General features: G+C 56.8%; 9 protein-coding genes. 4 read left to right on the top strand and 5 right to left on the bottom strand.

Features of this window, described 5'->3' with window-relative positions:
• Positions 1-291: 291 nt before the first annotated feature.
• Entirely contained in the window at positions 292-999 is a 708-nt protein-coding gene (gene mtnB, locus SFX18_03140; protein ID MDX1962120.1) for a methylthioribulose 1-phosphate dehydratase, read from the bottom strand.
• Between the two features lie 284 nt (positions 1000-1283).
• Between mtnB and SFX18_03135 the strand changes: the two genes are divergently transcribed.
• Complete coding sequence (locus SFX18_03135) at positions 1284-2459, top strand: alpha/beta hydrolase-fold protein (GenBank protein MDX1962119.1); 1176 nt, start codon at positions 1284-1286, stop codon at positions 2457-2459.
• Positions 2460-2894: 435 nt separating this feature from the next.
• On the opposite strand, the gene SFX18_03130 is transcribed toward SFX18_03135, so the two are convergent.
• Both SFX18_03130 and SFX18_03125 read right to left on the bottom strand, forming a co-directional pair.
• Positions 2895-6080, bottom strand: coding sequence for a HEAT repeat domain-containing protein (locus tag SFX18_03130; protein ID MDX1962118.1), 3186 nt, complete (start codon positions 6078-6080; stop codon positions 2895-2897).
• A 259-nt stretch (positions 6081-6339) separates the two neighbouring features.
• On the bottom strand, positions 6340-7680 hold the full coding sequence (locus SFX18_03125; GenBank protein MDX1962117.1) for a Gfo/Idh/MocA family oxidoreductase: 1341 nt from the start codon (positions 7678-7680) through the stop codon (positions 6340-6342).
• A gap of 102 nt (positions 7681-7782) precedes the next feature.
• Between SFX18_03125 and SFX18_03120 the strand changes: the two genes are divergently transcribed.
• A complete protein-coding gene (locus tag SFX18_03120; GenBank protein ID MDX1962116.1) occupies positions 7783-8352 on the top strand; it encodes an ECF-type sigma factor in 570 nt (189 codons plus the stop codon).
• 162 nt (positions 8353-8514) lie between these two features.
• A complete protein-coding gene (locus SFX18_03115; GenBank protein MDX1962115.1) occupies positions 8515-14817 on the top strand; it encodes a protein kinase in 6303 nt (2100 codons plus the stop codon).
• Between the two features lie 12 nt (positions 14818-14829).
• Here SFX18_03115 and SFX18_03110 read toward each other — a convergent pair whose 3' ends face one another.
• Positions 14830-15909 (bottom strand): DUF1559 domain-containing protein, encoded by a 1080-nt coding sequence (locus tag SFX18_03110; protein ID MDX1962114.1) that lies wholly within the window; start codon positions 15907-15909, stop codon positions 14830-14832.
• Positions 15910-15991: 82 nt separating this feature from the next.
• Positions 15992-16465 carry a hypothetical protein gene (locus SFX18_03105; protein ID MDX1962113.1) on the bottom strand — a complete coding sequence of 158 codons (474 nt, stop codon included), beginning with the start codon at positions 16463-16465 and terminating at the stop codon, positions 15992-15994.
• A gap of 601 nt (positions 16466-17066) precedes the next feature.
• Between SFX18_03105 and SFX18_03100 the strand changes: the two genes are divergently transcribed.
• Positions 17067-23252 carry an autotransporter-associated beta strand repeat-containing protein gene (locus SFX18_03100; GenBank protein MDX1962112.1) on the top strand — a complete coding sequence of 2062 codons (6186 nt, stop codon included), beginning with the start codon at positions 17067-17069 and terminating at the stop codon, positions 23250-23252.

Below are 23252 nucleotides of genomic sequence, written 5' to 3'. Positions count from 1 at the left end.
AGGATGAAGTAATGGAGTTTGGAGGAATGGAGGATAGTGCAATTCAAGGAACGGTCTTGTTCGATTGACTTATCGACTTGAATGCCAACGGTGTGCTGCTTGTGGGCCAACGGCCCAACCTATCCCAGCCTAGGGCAATCGCAGCGTCGCCCTAGGTTAATTTATGTAATTAATATTGGTAGGGCCAAAGGCCCGATTCAAATCGTTGTACCAAAAACATTCGGCTGTAAACCGGAAGTAGGGTGAATTCACAGTACTGCCGATAATACCCATCCTGTCAACCAAGCTGAATTAACACGTCATCCCCGCTGCGCGGGCGGTGACTTCAAATAAAAATTCCAGTGTCTCAACATGTCTGCGGGCGGCGGACAGATCCTTTCCCCAAGTATACAGCCCATGCCGCCGCAGCAAAAACCCGTATTGTAAACTTGGCTCTCCCGCGGCCAATTCCACGGCCAACTGCGCCGCCAAAGCCGGGATATCCTGAGAATTTTCAAAAATGCGAATGCTGATGGGCTGCTCGTGCGTGGTGACCCCCTCTAATCCCTTTTGCATTTCATATCCGCAAATGTCCAGCCGGCCCGCGGGAAAATGCCGATCCGAAAGCAGCGTCCCCCAGACGGAATGAGTATGCAAAACCGCCCCCACGTTGGGCAGTTTTTCCGCCAGGACGCAGTGTAACAGCGTCTCGGCGGAGGGACGGGCGGTTCCTGCCACATTTTGGCCCACCGCATTAACCAGGACAAAATCCTCGAGCGTCAATTCTCCCTTATGCTTGCCGCTGGCGGTGATCAAGAGCCGCAGCGGATCGCGGCCGACCACCGCGCTATAGTTGCTGCTGGTGGCCAGCGACCACCCCCGGGAGTGAAACTGCCGCCCAATCGCCTGAATTTGCTGGCGAAACGGCAAAAAATCGGGAGCAACGCGATCTGTCGCCGCGGCGGCATCACCGCCGAGTGCCGTTTGCATGCTAAACGTTCCCACCTGGGCCTGAGCCATCAAAGATAATCCCCCTACGACTGTCGAATTTCCCTGAAATTTACCGTCAATCCCCGGTCGTCAACATTTTAATAACTTAGCGGATGTAAAGTTCTTCCGGCAAGTGCCGAATACGGGAATTGATTTTTTATCATCCTATCCACTGCGTATTTGTTAGTATCTTGGGGGGATTCTATACTGACACCGCGGAATAGAAGGGGAAAGAATTTTCCTATCCCCCACCGCGCGACTAATCCCACGCCGGACTTTACACCCACAATTTTTACAAGTAAGCGAATTAGCCCATGCGATTTTCAACCGTTGGCCCCGTTTTGTCCGTTGGTTTTTGGATGCTGGCAATGCTGTCCAGCCTGGGTGAGGGGCGATTGGCACATGGGCAACAGCCCGGCGCCCCCCGGCAACGGATTGCCGGGCCGGTCGTATCCGCCGAACGGCAAATCACGTTTCGCCTGCGGGCTGACAACGCTTCCGCCGTGCGGGTCATGAGTAGCGACTTGCCCGAGATTATGACGACGGGAATCATGAAGAAGCTAGAGAACGGCGTATGGGAAACCACCGTCGGCCCCGTTCCCGCGGGAGCCTACCGTTACAGCTTTGCCGTGGATGGCATGACGGTCCTGGACGAACGCAACACCCTCACCAGCCAGTCCAATAGCAACACCAACAGTCTGGTGCTGGTGCCGGGGAAGGAACTGTTTGACACGCGCGATGTCCCGCATGGCCCGGTCGCGCAGGTGCTGTATCATTCGCGCAAATTGCAAACCACGCGTCGCATGCATGTCTATACGCCGCCAGGATACGAGGCGGGCAACGACTCTTATCCCGTGTTATACCTGCTGCATGGAGCTACCGATTCGGATCAATCGTGGTCCAGCGTCGGCCGGGCTGGGATCATCCTGGATAACCTGATCGCCGCGGGCAAGGCCAAACCGATGGTGGTGATCATGCCCAACGGCCATATCGGCCCGTTCCAATTTGGCGGCAGTTCGTTTGATGAACAACTGGATGGTTTTTTAGAGGATTTTCAGGCCGAAATCCGTCCCGCCGCCGAAAAACGCTATCGCCTGCTCAAGGACCGCAACAGCCGCGCCATCGCGGGTCTTTCCATGGGGGGCGCGCAGTCGCTGGATATCGCGTTTGCCAATCTGGACGATTTCGGCTACGTGGGCGTGTTTAGTTCGGGGATTTTTGGCGTCGGGGGAGGACAAGGGAACGAACGGGGCAAAAATTGGGCAATGGCCCACAACGCGGCCTTGACCAGCGAGACGGGCAAAAAAGGTCTCAAACTGCTCTGGTTTGCCACGGGGAAAGAGGATTTTTTATTGCAAACCACGCGGGAAACAGTGGAGCTTTTTAAGAAGCACGGTTTTGAGGTCCAGTACCAGGAAACCGACGGGGGGCACACCTGGCTGGTCTGGCGGGATTACCTGGCGGAGTTTATGCCGCTGCTGTTTCAGTAAGGGCATAGTGCTGTGTCACAGTATAAGATTCGAGTTAGGCAGATCAACCGCTGGGCACTAGCCTACGGTATTTGCCGCTCTTCTCTTCTCGCCACCCATTTTTTACGGTTTCTAGCTATTCATAAAATGGCTAGCATTTTGTAAAGACTCCAAGCATAGATCGGTTTTTCTGGATGACGCAACCGCGTTGCGGTAGATTTTTTTGGCTTGCGGTATCCCCTGGGTAGCCGCTGCGCGGCAACCCAGGGCTGAGTTTCATAGCCGCGTTGTGGTAGATGGATACCGCAACGCGGTAATGCATCATAGCCCAGCGGTTGGAGCGCAGCGAACAACCCTGGGATAAAGGGCAAAATCGTTGAACTCCTAATCCAACGGAGTTGCGTAAACTCTTGATAATTCAGGCAAAAACCGCGCTATGATTACTTGCGATGGGTATCAATTCCTACTCAACAAAAACTCCACCAGGTCCGCCAGTTCTTGCTCGGTCAGTTGCTGGTCCAGACCGGCGGGCATGACCGAGATTTTACTCTCTTGCCGGTCCTCGATTTGGTCGCGCGGCAAGCGCAGCTCTTGATTGGGGCCGGTTGCCAGGCGCAGTTCGTGGTCGTTTTCGCCGCGGATGACGCCATTATGCGTCCGGCCGTCGCGGGTGGTGATGGCGACCGGCTCGTAGCTGCGGACCAGGCTCGAGCTGGGATACAATATCGATTCCAGCAGGTCGCGCCGCTGGCGAATTTTGCCGATCGCGCTCAGGTCCGGTCCCACGTTACCCCCAACATAGCCAATGGCATGACACGCTTGACAGGCCGCGCGGGAACTCACAAATACCGCCTGCCCCCGGCGAATATTTCCCTTCGGCAGCCGCGCTAATAGTTCTTCCAGCCGGGCGCGCTGCTCGTCGGTGGTTTGGGCCTTGCCGCGCAAAATATCCGCCCCGCGTGCGCGCAGCTCTTCACTCACATTGCGTAACGCCGCCGCCAACACTTCTGGCTGCAAGTTGGCCGCCGCCGGAGATTTTTCCAGTTCATCCAACAACTTTGCCGCCAGCGCGTCGTCCCGCGACTGGGCATACAGGCTAACCAGCGGCTCAATCTCCAGCGGGCCGCAACTGGCAATTCTAGGCAGGATGTCCCGTAACTGCGCAGCGGTCATTTTCAACCGCGCAAGGGGGGTAAAATCAAACGGTTGCCCCGCGCGGGCGTCGTAGGCTTGCCAGATCGTTTGCAGTAACTCCGGCGTGGCGGAGACCTCGTTGGGGGGAAACAGGCTCATCGCCCCCAGCCGCACCGGTATTGGCACCTGGGCATCGTTGGCCAGCGCCAGTAACGGATTTTTTAGCTCCGATTGCTGCTCGGCGGAAAGGGATGTCGCCGCCAGGGCCTGGATCGCCGCCGCGCGGATCTTTTCCGATCCCGTCAACAATTTGGCAAATAGCGGCACCCAGTCCTGCGGCAGATCGCGCAGCCGCGCTTGCTCCACCAACTGCAGAGCCTTGATTTGCTGGCTTTCGGAAATGTTAGCGTCCCCCAGTTTCTGACCAATGATGTTTTGTATCGCTGGCTGTTCGACCAACCACCCGGCTTGCGCGAGCAAATTTGCCTGCTGGGGCGTGAACTCTTGTGCGGAATTAAGCATTTCGCGCACTTGGCCAGCAAGGGCATCCGCCGCCGCGGAATGTCGCCGCATCAGCCACCACAGCGTCGGCACACTCGCTGGATCAGCGGTTGCCAACTCCACCGCCAAATTTCCGTAGTTTGGTTTATTACTATGCAATTGGTCGAGGGCCACCCACACCGCCAAACGCGACTTCGCGGGAGTGGCTTTATCCGTTAAATGCTTTAGCAAAGCCTCCTCATCACCGATCTCGATGAGCGCGTACGTGAGCGAATGGCGGATGATTCGATCATTGGTGTTTTCCAGTGCCTCCAGGATCGCGGGGTAATTTTGGGCCGTCCCGACCCGGCCCAGGCATTCCGCAGCGGCCCGGGCGACTTGGGGATTGGGATCGGTGAGGAATTCACTGACACGCGCGATGGTCGCTGGATCGCGGTCGCGCCAGACACTGATGGCGTGGAGCGCGGCTTGGTGAACCTGGCCGGATTTATCGAGAATGCACAGAGCTAACAGGGGGATTTTTCGGCCGTCCTCACGGCGGCATGCGGCCCAGATAGCGTTGATGCCAGCGGGCGGGGGAGGGGAGTTTTTGAGTGTATCGGCAAGGAGCGGAATAACCTCAAGATTGGTCAGGGAAAGTTCCTCGATTGCGCGGACACAAACCGCGGGGCGGGAATCCGCCAGCAGTTCCACGAGTTTCTGTGGGGTAGACTTTTCCCAATCAATCTTTAACCCGCGCGGGTCGTCGATGCGCGGCGCGTTAATCTTGCGCACGCGGTAGATCGCCCCCAGAACGTCGGGCTTATGCAGTTGCGAGGTTGGGCAGCAGAGCTTGTACCAGCCGCCGGTGTCGATAATCAGTAAACTGCCGTCGGCATCGGCCAAGACATCGGTGGGATGAAAGTCAAATTGGTCGCTGACGACAAAGTCGCTGTCCTCCGTCCTGTAGGTCGCGCCGTCGGGAATCAGCTTATGCCGGGTGACTTTGTGCAAATTAAAATTCGCGGCAAAAAGGTTGCCCGTATAATCCGCGCCAAAAGTACTAGCTTCATACTCAGTTAGACCACTGGGGGCGGCGGGGCCTAAATGCGTCATCACGGGCATAAATTCCGGCCCGGTCCAGGGATGTTCATAAATCACATCGTGGTCTTTGCCCCACACACCGCCGTACACCGCGTGGATTAGGCCATCGCGGTTCCCCCCGCCGGGATGCTGTAAAAACGTGCAACTAAAAATCCGCTCGCCACTGGCAAGCTGGACCACATCGACCGGATTATCCATCCCGCCGTTCATGACTGGTTCGATACCCCCCGCCTGATTTTTGCCGTCGTCGGGCCGCGCGCGAAAGATATGCGCCGCCCGAGTTTTCCAGGGCTGGATTTGGCGATTTGGCCCCCGGGGCAAATCATAAGTTTGCTCGGCGAAAGCCCCCTTACACCAATAAATCCAACCGTCGCGCCCCAGGTACGGCCCATGCAGGTCGTTGGCGCAGCCGGTGAGCGTCTTGGCATCGAACCAAATCTCGCGTTTGTCCGCCACGCCGTCGTCGTTGGTGTCGGTCAGTTTCCAAATCGCCGGAGGAGCGGTGACGTACACCGACCCGCGATAGTACAGTATGCCCGCTGGAAACATCAGCTTGTCGGCAAAGACGGTTTGCTTGTCAAACTTGCCATCGCCGTCACTGTCCACCAGCCGCACAATGCGGTGTGGCTTTTTTTCTAGTTGCGTTTCCACGGGGTCATTCGAGCCGGAGCTATCCGCCACATACAGTCGCCCTTGTTCGTCAAAGTCCGCCACAATCGGCCGTGGCACCAGGTCCGTTGTCGTGACCTGCTCGATCGTGAACCCCGCGGGCAGGGTGAAATTATGACCGTTGAGCGCGATCGTGTGCAGGTGCGGGGGAGCCGTTGCCGAGGAGGGAGTTAGTTCCCCGCCCCGGGTGTCAGAGGGCGCAATCCCAATTTGAACGAGCAACGCGGTTATGAGAAATGAATGCCAAAATTGCATGAGGATGGATCTCCTTGAATGCAAAGGGGAATGCTAATCTAAAATTTGAAATCGCGGATTACGAACGCGGGGTCGGGAGTGGCTGGCGCTAACAGCTTTCAACCGCCACTCACCATCCCTCGCCAGGCACTCCCGTCCCCCTCAAACATGGCGCATTGGGACGGGACTCCTGGTCGAGTCAGGTCATAACAGAATTGTTAGTCCGCACCGCCCACGACTCCCGACCCCGGTATACCCGCCGATGCCATCGGCGGCTTTGTTATACCGCGTCATAACTCCAAGGTTTGCGCATTTCGCGGTGAATAAACGCATTGGCTTCGGCATCGTCGCCAAAGGTTTCCTGTTCGGGGTTCCAATTGACCTTACGGCCCAAACGCAAGGAAATCACGCCCAGGTGGCAGACCGACACGCTACGGTGGCCGATTTCCGGCTCGCAAATCGCGGGTTTGCGAGTTCGCACACATTCCACAAAGTTCCCCATGTGGTTGTTGCTGGTATACAGCCGCTCGGCGCTGGCGGGGAGTTCCGTTTTTAACAAATCCGGATCGCTCGCCTCAATAAATCCGCGCGTGACAAAGATCCAGCCATCCGTGCCGGTAAACTTGACGCCGTTCCGCTCACCGGGGATCGGTGTTTCGCCCGTGGGTTGGCCGTAAAAATTTTCGCGGGCGACGCTTTTGCAGGTATGCTTTACCCCGTTAGCGTATTCATATTCCACTTCGTAGCGGCCGATGGTCGTAAATCCACCCTTGATCGGTTCGGCCAAAATTTTTCCCGCGGCGCTCATCGGACCCGAACGTTCGGTCCCGTTGGCCCATTGGGCGATGTCATTATGATGCGCGCCCCAATCGGTCATCGTCCCACCAGAATAATCATGCCAAAAGCGGAATTTGATATGTCCCCGTTCGGGCACATAGTCGGTCGCCGGGGCTTGTCCCTGCCAAAAATCCCAGTCCAAACCCTCTGGCACGGGAGCGGTTTTAAACGGGCCTTGGACCGGACCCGATGGCAGCATGGTCAGGATGTGCGTCAATTTGCCGATCCGGCCATTACGCACCAGTTCGCACGCCAGGCGAAATGTCGCATCGCTGCGTTGTTGGCTACCGGTCTGTAAAATGCGTTTGGTCTCATTCGCGACCTGAACCAGCTTTTGCCCCTCGCCAATGGTCAAGGTTAGCGGCTTTTCACTGTAGACATCCTTACCGCTGCGCATGGCGTGGATGTTGATCAGCGTGTGCCAATGGTCCGGCGTTCCGTTAATCACCACATCGACGCCGGGGTGTTCCATCGCCTTGCGAAAATCGCCATACGGCGTCGCCTGGAATTGTTTTGCGGCGGCGGAGGCGTGTTGTTCATCCACATCACATACCGCGACAACATTGCCAAACTTTAATGCGGCGTTGGCATCCCCCCGACCCTGGCCGCCGCAGCCCACCAGCAAAATATTCAGTTTTTCATTCGGCGATTTTACTTCGGCGGCCTCCCCCCGGGAAAGCACCTCCTGGGCGTACCAGGCGGGCAGGCCCAGGGCCGCCGCGATGGCACTACTTGACCGCAGAAATCCCCGCCGCGAAATCGCAAATTGTTGAATACGGGCCATCGTGTTCACTCCCTCGTATAAAAAGTTCCCCTTGCATCCCCCCCGACACCACGCGAAGAGAACGTAGTTTTCATGAGGCGGTTTACCGATTAATATGACATCATGACCCAAAGCACGCAACTTTTTGAGGACTTTGATCCGCAGGACCCCCAGGCAACCCAACGGTTGTTGGAGTCTTTGTACGATGAATTGCGCGCGTTGGCAGCATCCAAACTGGCCCACGAGCGTCCGGGGCAAACCCTGGAGGCCACGGCCCTGGTGCACGAGGCCTACCTGCGATTATCAAAGGCCAATTCAAGCGCGCCCTGGCAAAATCGAGCCCATTTTTTAGGGGCAATTGCCGAAACCATGCGGCGAATTCTGGTCGATAACGCCCGCCGCAAATTGGCCCTAAAGCATGGAGGCGAGTATCAGCGGGCAGCGACCGAATTGGATCAGTTGCACAGTCCGCTTCCCGACCAGGAAATTCTGGAGGTCCACGCGGCCCTCGAGGAATTGCAGCGACATCACTCCCTCGCGGCAAATCTGGTCAAATTGCGATATTTTGGAGGGCTAACCATTCCGCAAATTGCCTGCGAACTGGATATTTCACCCCGCAAGGCCGACCAAATCTGGGCTTATGCCCGCGCGTGGCTGGCGGCGGAGATTCGCGACACGCCCCAAAAGTCCTAAGCAACTTCACTGACCAGCCCCATTGCCGGGGCAAGATTTTGCCGTCAAGTGGAAAAAATAGCGCTAAACGGGGTAAATGGAGAATTTTTTGCTGCGCGTTCCCCGTCAAAAAACCGCCATGCTAGGATGAGGAAAGTTCCCGGCGGATTCAGGGTCATCCAGATGAATGAGCTTACGATTTTTTCGGCGGCGATCGAACTGCCCGCGGCAGAGCGGCCAGCGTATTTGCGGCGGGTTTGCGGAGAAAATTCCGCCCTGCAGACCAGGATCGAAAAATTGCTTGAGTTGCATGAGCAGAACGCGGCATTTATGGAGCAACCCGCGGTAAAGTTACAGGCGACGGTGGATTTGCCCGGAATTGACAAACCGGGAATGTCGATCGGGCCTTATCAACTGCTGGAACAGATAGGCGAAGGGGGGATGGGAAGCGTCTGGATGGCGCAGCAACATCATCCCGTGCGGCGCTTGGTGGCGATCAAGCTAATCAAAGCGGGGATGGATAGCAAACTGGTCCTGGCCCGCTTTGAGGCCGAGCGGCAGGCGCTCGCGCTGATGGAACACCCCAATATCGCCCGAGTGCTGGACGCAGGGACCGCGCCCGACGGGCGGCCCTACTTTGTGTTGGAGCTAGTCCGGGGCATACCGATCACGCAGTATTGCGATGAACGGCGGTTGAACCCCCGCGAACGGCTGGAATTGTTTATCCCCGTGTGCCAGGCCATCCAGCACGCCCATCAAAAGGGGATCATTCACCGCGATATCAAGCCCAGTAACGTATTAATCGCGCTGTACGACGATCAACCCGTGCCCAAGGTGATCGACTTTGGCGTGGCCAAGGCGATCGGCCAGCCGTTGACCGACCGCACGCTGCAAACAGGCTTTGGAACGGTGGTGGGAACGCCGCAATATATGTCGCCGGAACAAGCGACATTTAACAACCTGGATATTGATACCCGGTCGGACATTTACTCCCTCGGCGTGCTGCTCTACGAAATCTTGACCGGCAGCCCCCCCTTTACGCAGGAAGACATACAAAAGGCGGGTCTGATTGAGATGCTGCGGATCGTGCGGGAGCAAGACCCCCCCCGGCCCAGCACCAAGGTAAGCACCTCGGCCACATTGTCCAGTTTGGCCGCCACGCGGCGGACGGAACCCCGGGCGCTGGCGGGAATCTTGCGGAATGAGCTCGATTGGATCGTGATGAAGGCGTTGGAAAAGGACCGCTCGCGGCGGTATGAATCGGCCACGGGCTTTGCTGCGGATATTGGCAAATACCTGGCGGGAGAGCCGGTGCTGGCCCATCCCCCCACCACCCTATATCGGATACGCAAGTTTTTGGCGAAACACAAAGGGGCGGTTTTGGCGGCCAGTTTATTGCTGTTAGCGCTTATCCTGGGTCTGGCGGGAACGGGGTGGGGACTACTGGAGGCGGAGTTGGCGCGCGGCAACCTGCAAACGGCCTACAATCAGGTGACAACCGAGCAATCAAAAACCAAGGATGCTCTTCAAAAAGCGACCAGCGAAGAGCAAAAAGCCAAAACCGCGGACCTGGCAAATCGCCGTAGTCTGGCCCGGCAATACGTGGCTAATGGCGCCAAGCTGCTGGAACAAGCGAATTTCCAGGAAGCCCTGACCTGGTTTGCGGCGGCGCGGGAGGCGGACGCGCCCGATCCCCGGCGGGAAGAGGAGCACCGGATCCGGCTAGGAACAACCGCGGCCATGTGTCCCCGGCCGCGCCAAGCGTGGCTGGCTCAACCCGGGCAGATCGTGCAAGCCGGATTTGATCCGTCCCATACCAAAATTTTTACCGTAACCCGCGGGAAGGGGGAATTGATCGTGGACTGCTGGCAACGGGCTAACGGCGCGCCGCAGTTCGCTCCGATTCGCCTGGCGGACCCCCGTTCCACGGCGGACCCTTTTTTGGAAAGCGAAACGCGCCTCGGCTTTAATTCACAGGGAACATTTTTTTGGACGATGCGCCCCTTAGGGGGAGAAGGCTCTTTCCAGGAAGTCCAAATCTGGACTACCGCCACCGGACGCGCGATCAGCCCTCCGTTGCGGCATATCCTCAACCATGCCGAAGATCTCCCATTTTTTACAGCCGAGGGAACGGCGGTGGCCTTGATACAACCTTTGCCCGACTCAAACTTGGCCCGCAACGGCGGTGAATACACAAAAGCGTCCCCGTCCGCGGGCGAAATCCTGGTGTGGGAAATATCCGCCGCAACACAAAAATACCAGCCGCTCCGCTTATCTTCGGGCGTCGGATTTGCTTTTTTGACCACCGACCAGAAACTGCTTGTCGGCAGCACTCTGATTCGTGACGGGGCAACCTGGCGCGCCTGGCGAGTCAACGATGGCCAACCCGTAAGCCCGGAGCAACCGGGGGGGATCCAATTATTTTCGCCTGATCGGCGCTTTGCCCTGGTAAACATGATGCAGGGGAAAAGCGATGCTTCCTCGAACACCCTGCAAATCTGGGATTTCTCCACCAATCAACCCTTAGGCCCCCCGCACCACTCTGAAAACACCAACCGGGATAGATTTGGGTTTTCGACAGGAAATCGCCAATCAGCGCTCTTGGGCAAAGCGGGGAGGCGGCTGATCGCGGCGACCTTACATCCCCTCGCACAAGAAGGTCTGGTGTCGATTTCGCCTCCACGGTTGTACGATACAACCACGTTACATCCCGTGGAGACTAACTCGTTAATCACTCCGGGTGATTCCCAATTATTCAGAATCGGTGAATTCGACCCATTAGGCGAGCGCATTTTTGCTTATCAGAGCAATGATTTTTCGTTAATTCTGGATGGGGAGACCGGCGCCCCGGTTGGTTCGCCGATACCGATTCGCGAGGGAGTGCGCAACTATCAGTTTAGTCCCCGTGGCGAACGCCTGATTATCCTGGATGGACACAACCAGGCGCATGTGGCGGACACCGCGCGCGGTCAAGCTTTGGCTCGGGAACTGTCATTGCCCACGGATATGGAACTACGAGCGAGCTTGGGCGCGGGAGGCACCTTGGCGCTGTTATCCGGGGGAAATTATGCGCGTGTTTGGAACGCCGCCAACGGTCAGCCGCTGACCCCCGTTTTGACGCATCCGGCCGCCGTGTTGAGCGCCCACCTGAGCCAGGATGGCTCCGAGGTGTTGACCATCGCCCTGGATGGCGTCGTACGCATATGGCCCCTCGCGACATTCCTTACTCCCGCGGCCCGGCTGGTTCACCCCCCGGGTTCGTTGGTGAATGACGTCGTGCCCCTCTCCGCCGATGGGCAAACCTTGCTCACAACGACGATTTTTCATCAACTCCCTTCGGTGGGTAACCGTCCTGTATCACAGGCTCCGGCACGGCTTACCCATTGGTCCGGCAATCAGGCCACGGTCCTTGCCGAAAGTTGGCACACCCAACCTCACATGCAGTTAATCGTCAGCAACGATTTTAGTAAATTTGCCTTTCTCCAAAGTCAGGATGGAGTAACCGTCAACTGCCAAATTCACGAATCGCGTTCTGGAACCATGCTAGGCCAGCCGTTTGCCGTCCCGCGAGAAGCTCGGATCAGTTTTTCACCTGAGGGAAAATGGCTGTTGGTGCACTCCGATAATTATCTAGCCGAACGAAACCAGCTATCAACGATTTTACAGTTAAGAGAAAGCGAGACCGGCGACTGGGTGTGGACCACGCCGGAAGTCGTGTCCGGGGGTCCCTCCCTGCAAACATGCTTTATCGACGCGGGCCGCTATTTGGTCGCGGTCAATGAACAGACGGCTTTGGCTTGGGATGTTTCTTCCGGCGCGCCGGCCAATATCTTTATCGCTGGCGCGCGGCCCGATACATCAAGCGAGCCGCTCAAAGTACAACTTGCCGATGGCAATTGGCTGCATTTGCTGTTAGCTGAACAACAATACCTGAAATTACCGCAGGCTTTGCGGGGCCGTCCAGTGCATGATCCCGCGATGAACACCCTCTGGACACTCGAAGAGGAACAAGGCCGGAAATTTGCCCGTTCCCGCGATCCGCGCACCGGCGATCCCCTAGGCCCCGCCTGGGAGCTGCCCAACCAAGGCTCGCTTATTTGGAACCGGACGCGCGAGCGTCATTTTACCCTCACAAACAGTTTGCATATCTTGGAAAATTCCACGGGACGCCCCACGGGCAACGTTATCCACCACGGGGCGGAAATTGTGAACTGGCAACTCAGTGATACCGCTTCCCGCGCGTTGACCTTAGTCCATGAACGACCCGCGGGTAATTTGCTGGTTTGGCGCGCGTTTTTGGGCCAAACCAAGCACCAAATTATGAACGCCGCGGCAACATTGTGGCATACCGCCACCGCCGCGCCGCTAACTCCCCCCTGGCCCTTGCTGCATCATGAATATTCCCGTTCGGGCTACCTGACGGCTGATGGCAAATCCGTGTTGTTCACCGCATCACTAGAGGAAATCCACCGCTATCCGCTGCAACCCCTGGCCCATACTCCAGCGGAGCTTGTCCAACTAGTCCAGGGCTTGTCGGGGATGCGAATTTCCCCGGCGGGACAGGTGATTCCCCTGCCGCGCGAAGAATATTTATCCGCCTGGGAAAAGCTGGCAACATTGCCATCGTTCCAGCCCGTCGTGGAATTGGACGTGCCCCGTTGGCAAAGGGCACGGGGTAACGCCGCCTATTTTGCGGAGGACTGGCTGGGGGCGGATTTTCATTTTTCCCAAATCCCGCTGCATGAACGGGGGTATGATTGGGAAAGGGTGCGGCATCTGCAATCCAAGGAAAAAGCCGCTGGCCTCCAACCGGCCGAGGACCTGGCCGCGGCCACGGTCGCCGCAGAACCGCATAACCTTGCGGCCTGGCTGGAATATGGCAAACTCGCGCTCTATGCGGGACGGTACGCGGTGGCTGGCGATCGCTTTGAAAAAGCAGCGCGAATCGAGGGAACCGACCTCAATCCCTGGATGGTGGAAAACGCCTGGCGGTATTATTTATTCAGCCGCGCTTTGGCAGGAGATTTGCCCAAATACCAAGCCGCCTGCCGGCAATTACTGGAACTTACCGATGGCAATCAATCCCGCCCGGGAGCTCCCGCGTTATTTTTGGTCTTGCGTTGGACCACGCTGCTACCAGGCGGAATCGACCAGGAACAACTACAAAACCACCTGCGGGATCTCGACATCCATCCGGCGGAAACGCAGTTGTTGGAGTCTTATCATTCCCTCCGCGCGCAATGCAGTTTATACGCCGGTGATGATGTGGGGGCGCTGGCCTATCTGCAGTCCTTAGCGACACAACACCCTGAACAAGTAACCGCCGATGAACACCTGGTGCGGGTAATTGCCCATGCAAAACGGGGAGAACTTGACCCAGCCCAACGGGAACTAGAAAGAGCCAATGAGTGGGCCGCGCGGCATGTTTATGCCGATCAAGAGGATCCCCGGACCGGCAACCCGATCGACTATACCGATAAATTATTGTATTTGGTCTTTAAACCCCAAGCCGAGGCCGCCCTGGCGGAATTGCGTTCGGGTCCCACGGCCATCGCCCGCCATCAACAAAGAATTCAACGCCTCCGCGAAACCCTCGCTGATCCGGAACTCATCTTTTACCATGCCGCATTAGCCGACGAACTGGAAGAACTTGGCCGATTATTTTTAAACACCGGGCGGCCCGCCGAGGCCCAACCGCAATTCACCCAGGCTGTGGAAATTCGCCGCCAAATGGCCGCCGCGCGGCCCAACGAGCCGGATTATGTCATCGGCCACGGTTGGGCGTACAACCATTGTGGTGATCGGACCCGGGAGGGGGGCCAACCAATGGAAAGCTTGGCATGGTATCAACAAGCGATTGACAACCTGCGTCCCGCAATCGCCCTGTTTCCCTCGCGAACCGACGCAAAAAATGGGGTCCGGCATGCGTATGTTGGTCAGGGTCTGGCGTATAACGCCCTAGAACAGTATAAACAGGCCGCGGCGGCATTCGCCCAAGCGGGAAAACACGCCACCCGCCATACCGACGAGTGGGTCCAAGCCGCCAGCTACTATGCCATTAGTAAAGTGCGCGCGGGACAAGTCGCCGCCGCCCTCGAGACGACCCATAACACGCTCATGCCGGAAAATACGGCATTAGCGCTGTACAATTCAGCCTGTGTGTTGGCCTTGGCCAGTTCTGCAGCCGGGCAAGAAAAGAACGCGGCGGAACTCAAAAGCCAAGCACTAACGGCGTTAACCGCGGCGGTCAGGGCGGGCTACGCCAACCCCACGGAGATGTCCCAAGACGCGGATTTGGCAGCGTTACGCGGAATGCCGGAATTTTATGAAATCTTGCGTGGGCAGGGGTTAGCCACCTCGCCCGAAAAGCTGCGGGAACAATGGGGAATAAAAACATCCCAGCCTGGGGGGAGCGGGGAACAGCCAACCGGCCGAGAACCGCAAAAATCCGTTGATTCGGCTGAATCAAAAGTAAACGGCAATTAGCTTGCTTGGAACTTACTTGCCAAACCCCGGCACGGGCTTGCCATCCGCCCGCGAGCCCATATTGGAAAAAATAGCGGGGTTCAATTCGGAATTTAGTAAATGAACAGAGGTGTCGGCCATCAGGATGTGCGCGGTATCCCCGCCCCCATGCGCGCTGCCATAACCAAACTCGTGTTGATACCACAGCGTGTGCCCTTTTGAGAGGCCAATCCGCACCGCGGTCGTCCCCCAACACTCTGAATAGTCGTCGCTGTCATCACAGTCGTCGCCACCAATCGCCCAATGGTCTTTTTGTGAGGCGCTCAGGTCAAACGGGTCTTTTTGCGGAGTGTTGGTCAGCCGCTCGGTATTTCCCGGAGCGCTATCAAACGGATCGGGCAAAGCCTCGCCTAAAAGCACGGTCTTGGACAGGCCGTCGCTGATTTCCTTGACCTTGGTGTTGCTGCCAATAAAAAAGATCCCGTCGGTCTTTAGCCAAAAGCGGCGGTCATTGAACCGCGGGTAGTCGTTGTCGATAATCCCAGAGCAATTGGCCAAGTATGAGGCTGGCACCCGGCGCTGTACCACCCAACCCCCAGCCTCGTAGCAGGAAAGATTAAAGTAATTTGTCGCCAAGGGCATGGATGGACAGCGAAACAAGGCAATCACCCGTTCTTGGGCCGCCACGTTGCGTTCGGTGGGGTTAGAGCTTTCCAGGCTGGCATTGGCAAATCCACTGCCGGAGCCGCTCCAGTCGCCGGGGGCTTCCGGCTTGTTCCCCGATAAGAGCAACAGTCGCTTATACAGGTTTCCCTCTTCGATATACGGGAGAATTTGCGCGCTCCAGTGCGAGCCGTAGCTGTAATTGTTCGCGGGATTGCCGTTGGGATCGAGTTTCAGATCAGCCCCCCAGGGAAAATGCTTTTTGGTATCCAAAAAAATATGCATCGCCTGGCCTAACTGCCGAATATTATTTTGGCAGGTGGTCCGGCGACCGGCTTCCCGCGCCATTTGCACGGCGGGAAGCAAGAGAGCGACTAAAATCCCAATTATTCCAATCACGACTAATAATTCCACGAGGGTAAAGCCGCGCCGCGGATGGAGTTTCTGCATACGACACCCGAAAAAATGAATCGTAAATGGATTAGCGTCCTAGGCAGGGACGACAACCTTTGACCAGTCGTCGGAGACGACATTATTGCGAGGGAATCTCAAAGCGAAATGTGTTTTGCGTGCCGATAGTTTCCCGCACTGGTGTTTCCTGCACGCTGGTGTATTTACTGGCAATGCTGGACTTGGCTCCGGGAGAGTCTTCAACCTTTAAATTCGCCGGCATGAGTTTGCCGCTGGCATCGACATTTCGCCGAAAATAAACCCGGTATCGTCCCGCCGGAAGACCCTTGCCCCCCAGCGCCGCTTTGGTTTCCGTCACCTGAAAATTACCAGCCTTATCAGTATATCCAATTCCCCACAGCGCGTCTTGGGCGGTGGCCTTATCATCGGAATAAAATCCGACCATGATGCCTTCCAAGGGCTTACCATCCACCAACACCGTCCCCTGAACTGGCTGGGGCGTGCCAAATCCACAGCCAGAAAATCCAGTGAAAAAACCCAACAATAACGCCAGGGCGAAATACCGCGCCATTTGCGTCAAAAAGGAATTGTGCACAGGCGTAGGGGGGATTAAATGCAAAATTTCACACCACAAATCAGATGGCGGTGATGGATAACGGAGTGGAGGCAATGGCTTATCCGCGTTCGATAGCGACGTTATTGTCAGGATACCCGGTGCGGGCGGAGAGTGGCAAGTTCAAGGAGTAAGAAACAATAATTCCTTGAGACCACCAACTGTGGCGAAACAAAGCCATGTAACAAGGATGAATTTCATTAAAATATAATTTTAATACAAGTTACAAGCTGGTTTTTACCATAAAATCGGGCAAAATCGACTTCACCCACGTGGATAAAGTGTTTGTTAAAGCATTGAGACCATATATTGGCCATATCAAATACGACTGCACTGGCAAATCATATCCCTAACAATATTTTCATCAAATTCTAAATACCAATCCCTGCACTTGTGTGGGAAATGCTTTATACTCATGCGAAACTGCAAGGATATTAACACAATCCTAATTGTTACTTAACACCATAATAATTATCTGCCTCTAAACTATGAATCGCGCATTGTGAACCTGATCCATTCCGCATTTTTACTGACTTTACACTGAGAATTTCTACTTCCCCAGGCCCAAACAAGGACTCACTAGATGTCACACACCAACCGCCGTACAACTCTTCGCCGTCGATTAAGCAACCTGATCTCCCAAACCATCCCAACCGGCTGGTCTAGCGCCGGAGCACTTGCAAACGGCAAATTACGGGGCAAACTCCTGGCTGCGGGTTGTGTCGGGTTGCTAAGTGGCGTGAATCTGTATCAAGCCCACGCTGCCAATCTTTATTCTGAAAATTTTGATTCGCTGACGCTGGGGCCCTTTGTCTCTGGTACGGAAAGCGGCGGCAACGGGACTGACTGGACGGACACGCTTCCAGCAGGTTGGACACGTGATAACACAACCACGCCCGACTTTACATTACCCGAATTTTTCGGCTTTACCTTTATGCGGAAGGAATCCTGGATCGCCACCGAAGGGAACCAGGCCCGCGACCAATTCGCCCTGGGAAGTGGCGCGGTGATGGTAGCTGACCCGGACGCCTATGACGATTCGCCGAATGGGACGATCGAACCGGGGGAATTTAATGTCTTTATTACCACCGCCCCGATCGACCTGAGCAACGTAGCCGCGAATTCCATCGACTTTAAGTTTGATTCTAGCTGGCGTCCGTATGATGGCATGACCGCGCTTGTCGATGTCAGCTTTGACGGCGGGGCAAATTTCTCCAATATTTTGACTTATAACACAGCAAATACCCCCGGCGGCAGCAGTTCGCTGGTGCGGGTTAATGAGTCGGTCTCGTTGGCGGTGAACAACCCCAACAGCGGCTCAATGGTCTTTCGGTTTGGCATGACCAACGCCGGTAACGACTGGTGGTGGGCGGTGGATAATTTGCTAGTGGAAGGGGACATCGCCGGCGTGGCCAACGTCAAGTGGAGTGGTTCGGTCAACGCCAATTGGGATATCAATACCACCCAAAATTGGCGGACCATCCCTAACAATTTTGCCACCACTTATGTGGACAACGCGGAAGTGACATTTGATGACACGGCCACCGGCAATTTTAACGTCAACATCCCCACCAACGTTCAACCGGCGGTTGTGCGGGTCGATAACACGGCTAATGATTACACCTTTAGCGGGCCGGGGGCCATCACCGGTGCATCGGGACTGATCAAAAACGGCACCGGCGCCCTCACCATTCTCAATAACAATACATTCACCGGCGCGACCAACATCAACGCCGGCACGGTCAACATTGGCAATGGGGGCACAACCGGTACGCTGGCCGGCGCGATTGTAAATAACGGCACCTTGAATCTGAATCGCTCGGATAATTTTGCCCTGACGGGAGCGATCAGCGGCACCGGCAATCTGGTCAAGCTAGGCACTAACACGGTTACCCTTTCCGGAGCCGCCAATTATTCCGGCACGACTACGTTGAATGGGGGCGTGCTGGAACTCTCCAGCGGGTTGCTCAACGGCGTCATCAGCGGCCCGGGGGCCATTACCAAAATCAGCGGTGGAACATTGACCCTGGGGGGTGCAAATGGGGGCTATTCAACCGGCATCACCCATAGCGGCGGGACGATTGCCATCGGCAGTCCGGATTCGCTGGGAACCGGGACGTTGACATTTACGGGATTGCACCGGCTGCACGCCCTGGTCCCGGACGGGCAAACCTGGACCGTGGCAAATAACATGGTCTTTCCCGCCACCGGGGCAAATAGCGTCTTTATCCGCACGGGCGATGGCAGCCCGACATTGGGCACCACGCTTGTCCTTTCCGGCCAAATCAGCGGTGGTGCCGCTGGTCAGAATTATCGTCTGGCCGATTCCGACCAAGGGGGAAACCACAACTTTTCCGTTGTGCTGACCAACCCCGCCAATAACTTTAGCGGCACGATCCAACTGTGGCGCGGCACGCTGGGGATCGTCAACGACGCCGCCCTGGGAAATGCAGACCTCATCGAGATGGATTTAGGCAATTTCAACGGCGGTTTGCGATTTGACGTGGATAACGTCACGCTGAACGCGACCCGCGCGATCAATCTGGTCGGTAATGAAAAAATCGATAGCCGTGGATTTACCGGCACGGTGGCGGGGAACATTTCCGGCGCGACTTTGCGTAAAATCGGCACGGGGACCCTGGTGCTCAGCGGCACCAACACGTATCTGGATACCCAAGTTGTGGCCGGGACGCTGCAAATTGGCGCGGGGGGCACCACCGGCACGCTCGGCTCCAACGCCGTGGATATCTCTAGCGGCGCAACGGTGGCGTTTAACCGGTCTGACGCCTCAACGGTAAATAATCCAATCAGCGGTGCTGGTGGAATCGTCCAGATTGGCTCCGGCACCACCAGCCTCAATGGCGTGAGCACTTTCCTGGGAAATACCACGGTCAATAACGGCACCCTGGAACTGGCATTTGGGGCATCGCTGGATACACCCGCCGTCATTGTCAATAACGGCGGCACGTTCAAAATCAACGATGGCGCCACCCTGACCAACACCACGCTTCCCATCACGGTCAACAGCGGCGGCAGGTTCGACACCACCGGCACCGCCGCGGGATACACCATCGACACCGGCCGCACACTTACCGTTGGTCGGACGGGCGCTCCCGCAACCGACGTCCTGGGTTTGGTCACGATCAATGGCAATCTGAATCTGGGGGGGAGCGGCAATTACCGCACCGCGACCTTTGCCAATAACTTGACCCTCAACGGCGCTTCCGTGGCAATGGACCTCAACAATGTTACCACCACCGGCGGCGGCGTGAATGACTTGGGGGTCATCAACGGTAATCTGACCCTCAGCGGCACCAACACGATCAACGCCACCCTGAATGGCGGGTTAGCTAGTGGCAGCTACACCCTCTTTACATACGGGGGCACGCTGACGGGGGACGCGTCCAACCTCAGCTTGAACACTTCCGGTCAAACCCGCCAAACTCTGGCCTTTGACACCGTTTCAACTCCCGGATCGGTCAAATTAAATGTCTCCGGCAGTGCCGCCAACCAAACCTGGGTGGGAAATGCCGCCAACAATGCTTGGGATGTGAATAGCACGCCCAACTGGTCCGGAGTGGATAATGTCTTTTTCAATTTGGACAATGTGAACTTTACAGACGCGGGCGTTGGTGGGGCCGTTCCGGTCACGCTGACTACTGCCATCACTCCGGGCGTGATGACCTTTAATCACAACCAAAACTACACCATTTCGGGCGGTGGCAGTCTAAATGGCACCGGCTCGCTGACCAAGAGCGGGACCGGCACCCTGACTTTGGGTGTGGCGGGCAATTACACAGGTACCACGACTATCAACGCGGGCACCCTGCGAATTGGGGATGGGGTGACGGATGGCTCGATCACCGGACCCGTGGTCAATAATAGCAGCTTTGTTATTAATAATGCCGGTCCCACCACGGTTAATTCCGTCATTAGCGGCACGGGAAGCGTGGCGATCACCAACACTGGCACGGTTACCCTGAATAACGCCAATACTTACTCGGGCAAGACCACGGTTAGCGGCGGCGGCACGCTGGTGCTTTCTTCCGAGGCGCCTTTGGGAACGGCTCCGGGTGCTTTGGTCGCCGATCAATTAACGCTGAATAACGGTAACTTGCAGCTTGACACGGCGTTTAATTTTAATACGAATCGGGGGATCTCCCTGACCGGTTCGAACACCATCAACGCCGCAGCCAACAACCTGACCCTTGCCAATCCGCTCAGCGGTGCGGGTGGCCTGGTGATCAATACCACGGGCACGGTCTTCTTAAACAACCCCACCAATAGCCACGCCGGGGGAACCACCCTTAATGAAGGCACCCTGGAATTGCTGCTTGATGCTCCGGGAGCCACCCCTCTGGGAACCGGTCCGCTGGTCCTCACTGGCACTGGCAAGATCAACTTCCGCGTGACTAATGGCGAAGTCCGGACCGTCGCCAACGACATCACCCTTCCCGGGATCGGCGACACGCAACAGTTTGTCATTCGCACGGCAACCGGCGGAGCTCCATCGATCCTGCAAACCGGCGTCCGTCTGACGGGCGTCCTCAGCGGTGGTACCGCCGGGCAACTGTATAACCTGCTCGACACTAACGCCGGCGGCAACCACAACAACGTGGTGATTTTGGACAATCCCAACAACTCCCTCTCCGGCGACATCCTGATGAATCGCGGTACCCTGGCCATCACCAGCAACGCCGCCCTGGGCAATGTAGGAACAATTTTTCATGATACTTGGAATGGCAACGGAGCGTTCCGTTTTGACGCTCCCAATATCACTATTCCCACGACTCGCTCGTTCATTTTGGCCCCCACAGCCGGCGGCAGCGTCGCGATTCCGTTTAACACCAACGGCAATAACGCCACGATCGACGCCCTGATTACCAGCAATAACACCGCGGGTAACTTTATTAAGCAAGGGGCCGGCACGCTGACCTTGACCAACGCCAACACCTATCAAGGTATAACCACGATCTCGGAAGGCACACTCTCCGTGACAAACACCACTGGCTCCGGCACGGGGACCGGGGCGGTCGGCGTCAACCCCACCGGAACCTTGGCGGGAACGGGGATTATCTCGGGGCTGGTAACCAGTGGCGGGAATATCGCCCCGGGAACCACGGGCGCGGGAACGCTGACCCTCGATGGAGGCTTGAGCTTGCTCAATTCCACCCTCAGTTTCGAATTGGGTTCCTCCAGCGATCTGCTGCAATTGAACTCGGGCGTGTTGAACGCCGCGGGGATCAGCACATTTAACTTTAGCAATCTTCCTGGCTTTGGCTTGGGAACCTATCCGCTGATTGATTACGGCAGTTTTGTGGGGGGACTGGGCAACTTTGCCCTATCTTCGCCTTCCTTGGGCGGATTTGCCCTGAGCTTGGCGGATGACGCGGCCAACTCCCGCATCGTGGTCAATGTCACGCCCGGCACCGCCGAATGGGTCGGCGCCGGCGGAGCCAACTGGAGCTCCGCTAGCAGTTGGTCCACGGGATTTACCCCGGTTGTTGAAGCCCGCTTCCTGGGGATGGGCGGATCTCCGGCTAACTTGGACTCGAGCCGCTCACTCAATACGCTGACCTTTAATAGCTCGGTCAGCTACACCATCAGCGGACCTAGCGCGAACGTCCTTAGCTTGACAGGCCCCGCACCGGTGATCAGCACCGCCGGGACCGGCACGCAAACCTTGTCGTCCTCGCTCAATTTGGGGAACAATACCGCGATCAATGTCAATGGGACTGGCCTGAACTTTAGCCTGCCCACCGGGACAACCAGTACGGTCGGTACCAATGTCACCGCGACGCTGGCCGCGGGTAGCACCCTGACCCTGGGCGGAAACGTCAGCGCCCTGGGTAGCAGCAGCGGTAACAAGGCCAAGATTGTTACTTCCAGTGGCACCAGCACCCTAAGCGTGGTTAATGGCAATCAAGTCGTGGGGCGCGTCACCGGCACGGGGGCTGGATTTGGCACGGCGGTGGGCAATACCACCATCGCCTCCGAAAAATCCCTCACGGTTGATGGCCTGCGTCAAAGCAAGCTGACCTTAACCGCTGGTTCCGCCTCAACCTTTACCCGCTTGAATGTCGCCTCCACGGACGGCGCCAGCAACGGCTTGGTTGTGTTGAATAATACCCCCGCTGGAACTCCCGCCTTGGTCCTGGGTAATGAATCGTTTATCGACCTGAATGACAATGACATGGTCGTTTATTACACGGACATGGGACTGGACCCCAACCCCTTGGCCACCATTACCCAATACGTGGATAATTATTACAGCTTTGGTTCCGCTCCCGGAAGCAACGTGCCGATGATCGGCAGCACCGTGGTGGATAATTCGGGCGGCACGCGGATTCTCATCCCCGTGGATAACGCCAATAGCCAGTTTGGCAACGTCGGCAATCCATTCTACGACCTGACCCTGGGAGATGCCAATCTGGGGACCGGCTTTAACCAGGTGATCATCCGCTTTACCTATCCTGGCGACTACAACCTGGATGGCCAAGTCGATGGCGCGGACTACGTGGTTGTGGACTCCAATCTGGGGACCATTACACCGGGTCTATCCGGTGGCTGGACCCTGGGCGATGGTGACTTTGACGGCGTTGTCACACCCGCGGATTACCTGCCCATCGATAGTAACTTTAATAATGGTGTCGGCAACCCGCTTAGCAACCCTGTTGTCACCGCCATCCCCGAACCCTCCACCTGGGTGTTGGGATCGCTGGCGGCCATCGGCCTGGGTGTGCTGGGTTTGCGTCGCCGCGCGGCCTAA

It is taken from the genome of Pirellulales bacterium (genome assembly GCA_033762255.1).
Classification (GTDB): domain Bacteria; phylum Planctomycetota; class Planctomycetia; order Pirellulales; family JALHPA01; genus JANRLT01.
Note: the sequence above shows the minus strand (reverse complement) of the source record. Positions and strands in the feature narration are given on the sequence as shown.

Excerpts from the sequence above, each read along its gene's own strand:
- mtnB (MDX1962120.1), bottom strand. The coding sequence starts at position 999 with ATGGCTCAGGCCCAGGTGGGAACGTTTAGCATGCAAACGGCACTCGGC.
- SFX18_03130 (MDX1962118.1), bottom strand. The coding sequence starts at position 6,080 with ATGCAATTTTGGCATTCATTTCTCATAACCGCGTTGCTCGTTCAAATT.
- SFX18_03115 (MDX1962115.1), top strand. The coding sequence starts at position 8,515 with ATGAATGAGCTTACGATTTTTTCGGCGGCGATCGAACTGCCCGCGGCA.
- SFX18_03135 (MDX1962119.1), top strand. The coding sequence starts at position 1,284 with ATGCGATTTTCAACCGTTGGCCCCGTTTTGTCCGTTGGTTTTTGGATG.
- SFX18_03120 (MDX1962116.1), top strand. The coding sequence starts at position 7,783 with ATGACCCAAAGCACGCAACTTTTTGAGGACTTTGATCCGCAGGACCCC.
- SFX18_03100 (MDX1962112.1), top strand. The coding sequence starts at position 17,067 with ATGTCACACACCAACCGCCGTACAACTCTTCGCCGTCGATTAAGCAAC.
- SFX18_03125 (MDX1962117.1), bottom strand. The coding sequence starts at position 7,680 with ATGGCCCGTATTCAACAATTTGCGATTTCGCGGCGGGGATTTCTGCGG.
- SFX18_03110 (MDX1962114.1), bottom strand. The coding sequence starts at position 15,909 with ATGCAGAAACTCCATCCGCGGCGCGGCTTTACCCTCGTGGAATTATTA.